Here is a 7,576-nt window from a genome sequence, read left to right on the forward strand (position 1 = left end):
GCCTCGCGCCGCGCGGCGGCGTGCATCGCGCGCGCATCGGCGAGGCGGTCCTCGGGGTCGAGCGGCAGGCGGCGCCCCGCGATGCGCACGATGCCGGGCTCCTCGGCCTCGTCGGCGTAGCGCGGCGCGATCAGGCGGACCTCGACGCCCTGTTCGGCGAGCGCGCGGCGAAAGGTCGCGATCGACGTGGACACGCCGTTCACGCGCGGAAAGAAGACATCGGAGATCATCAGGACGCGGAGCATTCGGCCAGCATGCGCCCGGCGTGTTACCGCTGGGTGAAGGCATCCCTGCGGGTTAGCCGGGGTCGGCATGCAGCCCGGCGGATGCGACAATGCAGCGAATCCCCTCAGGTTTCAGTCCCTTGCAGCCGTTAAACGAGGTCTAGAAGTTGTGTCGAGCCCCCCATGAACCGTCCTGAATCCGACAGCCTCCTGCGCGAGGAGCCCTTCTCCATGCCCCGCACCGACGAGATCCGCGTCGGCGAGATCATCGGCCGCAACCTGCTCGAGTGCGCGCCGGACGCGCCCCTGCACGAGGCCGCGCGGCGCATGAGCGAACGTCGGGTGAGCTCGATCCTGGTGGTCGAGGACGACCGCGTGGTGGGCATCTGGACCGAGCGCGACGCGCTGCGGGTGGATTTCGACGACGCCGCGACCTTCGCCCTGCCGGTGCGCGCCGTGATGAGCGCGCCGGTACGCACGGTGTCGGTGGCGACCCCGCTGCACGAGCTGACGGTGCGCTTCCGCGAGGAGCACGTGCGCCACTACGTGGTCGAGGACGAGGCCGGGCGGCGCGTGGGCATCGTGTCGCAGACCGACGTCGTGCTCAATCAGGGCATCGAGCACTACCTCAAGCTGCGTCGCGTGGACGCGCTGGTCAAGGGCGGCCTGCACGCGCTGCCCGCGGCGGCGGGGCTGGGCGAGGCGACGCGGCGCATGCGCGAGGGCGGGGTGGACGCGGTCGTGGTGGATTACGGCGCGGCCGCCGCCGCGACTGCCCAGGGGCGCTACGGCATCCTCACCGAGCGCGACGTCACCCGCCTGGTGGCCGAGCGAGCGGCCGACCGCGCCCTCGGCGAGCTCGCCAGCCGGCCGCTCGTCACCTGCCGCGCCGACGACAGCCTGTACCGCGTGCGCATGCTGCTCGCCGAGCGCCACATCCGCCACATCGGCGTGCTCGACACCGAGGGCGAGCTGGTCGACCTGGTCAGCTTCAAGGACATCCTCAGCGGCATGGAGCTGGCCTACGTGCACGAGCTGCACGACGCCCTGCGCGCGCGCGACCGCGCGCTGAGCGCCTCGCAGCGCGACCTCTACCTGGCCGAGAAGGTCATCGAGAGCTCGCTCGAGGGCGTGATGGTCACCGACGCGCACGCGCGCATCCTCTCGGTGAACCCCGCCTTCACGCGCATGACCGGGTACGCGCCGGAAGAGGTGATCGGGCTCAACCCCTCGGTGCTCAACTCCGGCCGCCAGAGCCCGGCCTTCTACGCGCGCATGTGGGACGGCCTGCTGCGCGAGGGCCAGTGGCAAGGCGAGGTGTGGAACCGGCGCAAGACCGGCGAGGTGTATCCGCAGCTGCTGCACATCACCGCGATCCGCGACCGCGAGGGCGTGCTCACCCATTACGCGGCGCTGTTCACCGACATCAGCCGGCTCAAGGAGACCGAGGCGCGCATCCGCGACCTCGCCTACTACGACCCGCTCACCGGCCTGCCCAACCGCCGCCTGCTCGACGACCGCCTGCAGGTCGAGCTCGCCCACGCCGCGCGCCTGCGCTGCCGGCTGGCGGTGATGTTCGTCGACCTCGACCGCTTCAAGCGCATCAACGACAGCCTCGGCCACGCCGTCGGCGACAAGCTGCTGGTCGAGATCGCCGCCCGCCTGCGCGCCAGCCTGCGCGACGACGACACCGTGGCGCGCATGGGCGGCGACGAGTTCCTCGTCGTGCTCAACAACCTGTCCGGCCCGGACGAGGCGGCGACGATGGCGCGCCGGATGGTCGCGGAGCTGCGTCGTCCGGTGAATGTCGAGGGCCGCGAGCTGGTGGTGACGACCAGCGTGGGCGTCGCCGTGTATCCCGACGACTCGCGCGACGCCGACACCCTGGTCAAGCACGCCGACGTGGCGATGTACCGCGCCAAGGACGAGGGCCGCAACAGCTTTCAGCTCTTCGAGCCGGCGATGAACGCGCGCTCGCTCGAGCGCCTCGCGCTCGAGACCGCGCTGCACCGCGCCCTGCCGCGCGACGAGCTGCAGCTCTACTTCCAGCCGGTGATGAAGGCCGAGGAGAGCGAGCTGATCGCCGTCGAGGCCTTGCTGCGCTGGCGCCACCCCGACCTCGGGCTGGTGTCGCCGGCCGACTTCATCCCGCTCGCCGAGGACACCGGGCTGATCGTGCCGATCGGCGAGTGGGTGCTGCGCAGCGCCTGTGAGCACCACCGGCGCTGGTGCGAGGCGGGCGGCGCACCGCTGCACATGATGGTGAACATCTCGGCACGCCAGTTCCGCGAGGAGGGCTTCGCCGCGATGGTGGCCAGCGTGCTCGCCGAGACCGGCATGACCCCGGGCGAGCTGACGCTGGAGCTCACCGAGAGCATGCTGATGGACGACACCGATCGCGCGCTCGCGCGCCTCGACCACCTGCGCGCGCTCGGCGTGTGCCTGGCGATCGACGACTTCGGCACCGGGTATTCGTCGCTGGCCTACCTGAAGCGCTTCCCGATCGACGAGCTCAAGATCGATCGCCTCTTCGTACGCGGCATCGACCGCAACACGCGCGACGCGGCGCTGGTGTCGGCGATCGTCTCGCTCGGCCACAGCCTGGGCTTGCGCGTAGTCGCCGAGGGCGTCGAGAGCGCAGCCCACCTCGCGGTCCTGCGCCGCCAGGGCTGCGACCTGGCGCAGGGCTTCCTCTTCAGCCCGCCGCTGCCCTGGGACGAGTTCGTCGCCGCCTACCCGCCGGCCGGCGCCGCGCCATGAGCGTCCGCCCCTGCCGGCGCTCCTACAAGACCGTCGCGTGTCCCGCCCCCCCTGTAGGCGCTGCGGCAGCTGCGAAAACGGCGGTCGGACAGGCGGCGTGGGCGCGGATTTCACGGCTGCCTTCGCGCCTGCCGGCGCTCCTACACAAACCGCCGCGTGTCCCGCCCCCTTGTAGGAGCTGCGGCAGCTGCGAACGAGGCGGTCGGGCAGGTGACGCGGGCGCGGATTTCACGGCCGCCTTCGCGCCTGCCGGCGCTCCTACAAAACCGCCGCGCGTCCCGCCCCCTTGTAGGAGCTGCGGCAGCTGCGAACGAGGCGGTCGGACAGGCGACGCGGGCGCGGATTTCACGGCCGCCTTCGCGCCTGCCGGCGCTCCTACACAAACCGCCGCGCTTCCGCCCCCTTGTAGGAGCTGCGGCAGCTGCGAAAACGGCGGTCGGGCAGGTCACGCGGGCGCGGATTTCACCGCCGCCTTCGCGCCTGCCGGCGCTCCTACAAAACCGCCGCGCGTCCCGCCCCCTTGTAGGAGCTGCGGCAGCTGCGAACGAGGCGGTCGGACAGGCGGCGTGGGCGCGGATTTCACGGCTGCCTTCGCGCCTGCCGGCGCTCCTACAAAACCGCCGCGTGTCCCGCCCCCCGTGTAGGAGCTGCGGCAGCTGCGAACGAGGCGGTCGGACAGGCGACGCGGGCGCGGACTTCACGGCCGCCTTCGCGCCTGCCGACGCTCCTACAAAACCGCCGCGCGTCCCGCCCCCTTGTAGGAGCTGCGGCAGCTGCGAAAACGGCGGTCGGACAGGCGGCGCGGGCGCGGATTTCACGGCTGCATTCGCGCCTGCCGACGCTCCTACAAAACCGCCGCGCGTCCCGCCCCCTTGTAGGAGCTGCGGCAGCTGCGAACGAGGCGGTCGGACAGGCGACGCGGGCGCGGATTTCACCGCCGCCTTCGCGCCTGCCGGCGCTCCTACACGAACCGTCGCGCGTCCCGTCCCCTTGTAGGAGCGCCGGCAGGCGCGAATGGGCGGTCCGATGCGTGCCCGCGTTCAGCGGGGCTTCCCAACGCCTGTCCTCAGCGCCCCACCGTCTGCCACGCCGAGCGCACCGCCGCCTCGCCGTAATGGCGCTCCAGCCGGCGCACGGTGAAGTGGCCGCGGCTGACGGACTGGAAGTGGTCCATGAACATCAGGTTGATCGTCGCCCCCGCGGCCGCGCCGATGCCGGGGACCAGCATGCCGGCGGCCTTCTGGGTGAGCTGCACCTTGTAGCGCGCCGCCACCATCGTGATCAGCCGCGCCAGCGCCGGCGCGCCCTCGCTCGACAGCCCCCTCTGCGCGAAGTGGCGCGCGGCCTCCGAGACCGTGGTGGCGAGCGCGGCGCGTACCGCGTAGTAGCCGGCCTCGGCCGCGTCGTCGCTGCTGGCGTTGCCACCGAGCGCGAACACCTCGAGCGCGGCGAGCCGAGCCTGCGCGCTGCCGATGTCCTCGCCCTCGCCGCGCGCGATGTCGAGGATGGAGCGCATGATCAGCACGGTCGACAGCGGGATCTCCACCGTCAGCCCGGCGACCCCGAAGGCGCCGCCGCCCGCGCCGCTCACCGAGCCGAGCAGCTTGTGCAGGCGCGGCGAGGCGGGCTGGACTGCGGGCTGCAGGGTCTTCGCGGCGGTGTCCATCGCCTTCATCAGCGCGTCGTGGGCGAGCCCGCCGATGCGCTCGCGCCAGCTCGCGGGCAGGCGCGCCATGCCCTTCTCCAGCGGGCTGCCGACGAAGCTGCTCAGGCGCGCGGCCAGGCTCGGGCGCTCGAGCAGCACGCGCGCCTCGGCGAGCGCGCGCAGGTCGGTGTCGGCGAGGAAGATCGGCTCGGGCATGGCGATGGGGTTCCGGTGGGTGTCGTGCGTCATGCCGTCTCAGACGCGCCCGCAGCGCCGCGTGTTCCCGAGGATCGCGTTGAAGCGTGCGCACGCGCGCAAGCGGAGGTGGAGACCCGCACCCCCGTCGCCCGTCCAATCGCCCCATTCGCGGCTGCCGCCGCTCCTACATCGGACGGATGCGCGGGTGTTCGTGTAGGAGCGCCGGCAGGCGCGAATGCGGCGGTGAAATCCGCGCCCACGTCGCCTGCCCGACCGCCGTTTTCGCAGCTGCCGCAGCGCCTACAGGGGGCGGGACCCGCGGTGGTTCGTGTAGGAGCGCCGGCAGGCGCGAATGCGGCGGTGAAATCCGCGCCCGCGTCACCTGCCCGACCGCCGTTTTCGCAGCTGCCGCAGCTCCTACAGGGGGCGGGACGCGCGGTGGTTTGTGTAGGAGCGCCGGCAGGCGCGAGCAGGCGCCTCGGTGCGCTCAGGACGGCTTGCCGGTCTCCAGCGCCTGCAGCAGCGCGGCGCCGATCACCGCGGCGGACTGGGCGCCCGACAGGCTCAGGCGGCGGTCGAGGATGAAGAAGGGGACGCCGTCGATGCCCTGGCGGCGCAGCCCGGCGGCCATGCGCTGCACCTTGTCGGCCTCGGCGCCGCTCTCCAGCCATTCGCGCACCAAGTCGCGGCGGTCGCCGCAGGCGGCGGCGAGATCGGCCAGGGTGTCGAGGTCGCCGATGTCGCGGCCTTCCTGGAAGTGCGCGGCGAACAGCGCATGGGCGAGCGCGCGCACGCGCTCCGGCTTGTGGCCGTGGGCCTGGGCGCGATAGAGCAGGCGGTGCGCGGCGAGCGTGTTCGGGCGCGTGGCGATGCGCTCGAAGGCGTACTGCAGCCCGTCGCCGGCGGCGGCCTCGCGCACCCGGTCCAGTACCGCCTCGGCCTTTACCGGGCCGCCGAACTTGCCCTCCAGGAAGGCGCGGTAGGGCTCGCCTTCGGGCGGGGTGTCCGGGTTGAGGAAGAAGGGCAGCCAGTTGATGCGCGGCTCGATGTCCGGGCGGGTCGCGCGCAGCTCGGCGAGCGCGCGGTCGAGGCGGACGGCGCCGAGGAAGCACCACGGGCAGACAAAGTCGGAGACGAGGTCGATGTTCAGGATCATGGGGAGCGAGGGGTTTCCAAGTGCTGCCGGGAGGGCGGGGAGGCGGGCGGGTCGTCCGCCGCGGGGGTCAGGTTAAAGGATTCTTCGATACCGGGTATTCACATAAAAGCCCGCTGCGATAGCGCCCGACGACCACCGCCGGCCGGCGGCTTCGCGGTTCACAGAAAGCGCGCGATGAAGCAGGGCCGCGCTGGATCGGCCTCCGCCGGCAGCGCCAGCCACACCCGCCGCCCGCTGCCCGGCACGCGTTCGAGCGCCTCGCCCGCGGCGTTGAAGAGCCGCGCCAGCACCGCCTCGGTGTTGCCGCAGGGCTGCACGAACTCCAGCCGGTCGCCGACGCCGAAGCCGTTCTTGACCTCGACCTCGGCCAGGCCGCGCGCGGCATCGAAGCCGACCACCTCGCCCACCAGCAGGCTGCGGCCGGATTCGGAATGGCCGCGCAGGTAGTTCTGGTGCTCGGGGGTGGAATGGCGCTGGTAGAAGCCGTCGGTGTAGCCGCGGCTGGCCAGGCCCTCGAGCTCGCCAAGCAGGCGGGTGTCGAACGGCCGCCCGGCCACCGCGTCGTCGATCGCGCGCCGATAGCCCTGGGCGGCGCGGGCGACGTAGTAGGGGCTCTTGGTGCGGCCCTCGATCTTGAGCGAATCGACGCCGATGTCCACCAGGCGCTGCACGTGCTCGATCGCGCGCAGGTCGCGGGAGTTGAGGATGTAGGTGCCGTGCTCGTCCTCCTCGATCGGCATCAGCTCGCCGGGCCGGGTGCCTTCCTCGAGCAGCCACACCTTGCTGCCGCCGAGGTGGCGCGGACCGCCGCCGAGCGCGAGCCCCTGCGCGGTGTCGAGCGCGCTGCGCGTGGCGGTGCCGACCGCGCCGGCGTCCCTGGGGTTGCCGATCGGCGCGCCGCCGCAGGCCTGCACGTCGCCGGCGGCGGTGTCGGCGGCCTCGTGCAGCTTGTAGTCCCAGCGGCAGGAGTTGGTGCAGCTGCCCTGGTTGGGATCACGGTGGTTAAAGTAGCCCGACAGCAGGCAGCGCCCGGAGTAGGCGATGCACAGCGCGCCATGCACGAAGACCTCCAGCTCCATGTCCGGGCAGGCGTCGCGGATCTCGGCGACCTCGTCGAGCGAGAGCTCGCGCGACAGGATGATGCGCTTGACCCCCACCGACTGCCAGAAGCGCACCGACGCGTAATTGGTGGTGTTGGCCTGCACCGAGAGGTGGATCGGCAGCTCGGGCCAGCGCTCGCGCACCATCAGGATCAGCCCCGGGTCGGCCATGATAAGCGCGTCGGGCTGCATGGCGATGACCGGCGCCATGTCGTCCTCGAAGGTGCGCAGCTTGGCGTTGTGCGGATAGATGTTGGCGACCAGGTAGAACAGCTTGCCGGCGGCGTGCGCCTCGGCGATGCCGGCCGCGAGCGTGTCGAGCTGGCCGAAGCTGTTGTTGCGCACGCGCAGCGAGTAGCGCGGCTGCCCGGCATACACCGCGTCCGCGCCGTAGGCGAAGGCGGTGCGCATCATGTCCAGGGAGCCGGCGGGGGCGAGGAGTTCGGGGCGGCGCGGGGCCGTGGGGGAGGCGGGCATCGGGGGGCGGGCAGGC

5 protein-coding genes are annotated in these 7,576 nt (G+C 72.2%); 1 reads left to right on the forward strand and 4 read right to left on the reverse strand.

From position 1 onward, the window contains the following. Nucleotides 1-245: glycosyltransferase (locus C667_RS17975; protein WP_004373728.1), on the reverse strand; the 245-nt coding region annotated here is incomplete at its 3' end. A 162-nt stretch (nt 246-407) separates the two neighbouring features. Here C667_RS17975 and C667_RS17980 point away from each other — a divergent pair. After that, nucleotides 408-2,984, forward strand: a complete 2,577-nt coding sequence (locus tag C667_RS17980) for an EAL domain-containing protein (protein ID WP_004373731.1) — start codon at nt 408-410, stop codon at nt 2,982-2,984. Between the two features lie 1,066 nt (nt 2,985-4,050). Here the strand turns inward: C667_RS17980 and C667_RS17985 are convergent. From C667_RS17985 to trhP, 3 genes are all read right to left on the reverse strand, one after another. Next, complete coding sequence (locus tag C667_RS17985) at nt 4,051-4,845, reverse strand: EcsC family protein (protein ID WP_039922091.1); 795 nt, start codon at nt 4,843-4,845, stop codon at nt 4,051-4,053. A 469-nt stretch (nt 4,846-5,314) separates the two neighbouring features. After that, nucleotides 5,315-5,983 carry a DsbA family oxidoreductase gene (locus C667_RS17990; RefSeq protein WP_004373737.1) on the reverse strand — a complete coding sequence of 223 codons (669 nt, stop codon included), beginning with the start codon at nt 5,981-5,983 and terminating at the stop codon, nt 5,315-5,317. 158 nt (nt 5,984-6,141) lie between these two features. Continuing rightward, nucleotides 6,142-7,560: a prephenate-dependent tRNA uridine(34) hydroxylase TrhP gene (trhP, locus tag C667_RS17995; protein ID WP_004373741.1), complete on the reverse strand. Its 1,419-nt coding sequence runs from the start codon at nt 7,558-7,560 to the stop codon at nt 6,142-6,144. Between the last annotated feature and the right edge of the window lie 16 nt (nt 7,561-7,576).

This window comes from Thauera phenylacetica B4P (assembly GCF_000310225.1).
GTDB classification, from domain to species: Bacteria; Pseudomonadota; Gammaproteobacteria; order Burkholderiales; family Rhodocyclaceae; genus Thauera; species Thauera phenylacetica.